Source organism: Polaromonas sp. P1_G2 (assembly GCF_056405515.1).
Map to the genome: position 1 here is coordinate 1 of NZ_JBFUBY010000831.1, position 542 is coordinate 542.

Below are 542 nucleotides of genomic sequence, written 5' to 3' on the forward strand. Positions count from 1 at the left end.
GCCCAGTGCCGCTCCCTTGCTGTCGATCGTATGGCCTATGCCAGGCAGGATATGCATTTCCACCGGCACGCCGAGCGCCTGCAGCGACGCGGTCGCCGCCGGTGTCTCACCGACCGGAATCACCGCATCCCCATCGCCATGCACCAGCAGCACCCGAATATCCCGCGAAGGCTTCAGGGGCGGCGGTGAGGCGAGGCGGCCGGAATAGCCGACGACGCCGGCGACAGGCCAGCGCCCGGAAGCGATGGCGTCGAGCGACATGATCGTGCCCTGCGAAAAACCGACAAAGGCAACCCTGTCGAGACGATCGGCAAAACCATGCTCGTCGAGCACCTGCTCGACCGTCCCATCGAAGGAAGCGCGCGCCTCGACGATTCGCCCAGGACGATTTTCTTCGGTCACGCCGACGACGCTGAACCATTGATAGCCATTGCCGTAACTCGACCGATGCGGCGCATCCGGCGCTGCAAAAGCCGTGGTCGGCAGCCTGGACTGCCAAACCGAAGCCAGTTGGCTGATGTCGGCGCCGTTCGAGCCGACAC

General features: G+C 64.9%; 1 protein-coding gene. It reads right to left on the reverse strand.

The genetic code is table 11. From position 1 onward, the window contains the following. On the reverse strand, positions 1-542 hold a 542-nt coding region (locus tag AC1D0P_RS27855; protein WP_477679689.1), incomplete at both ends, for an alpha/beta hydrolase.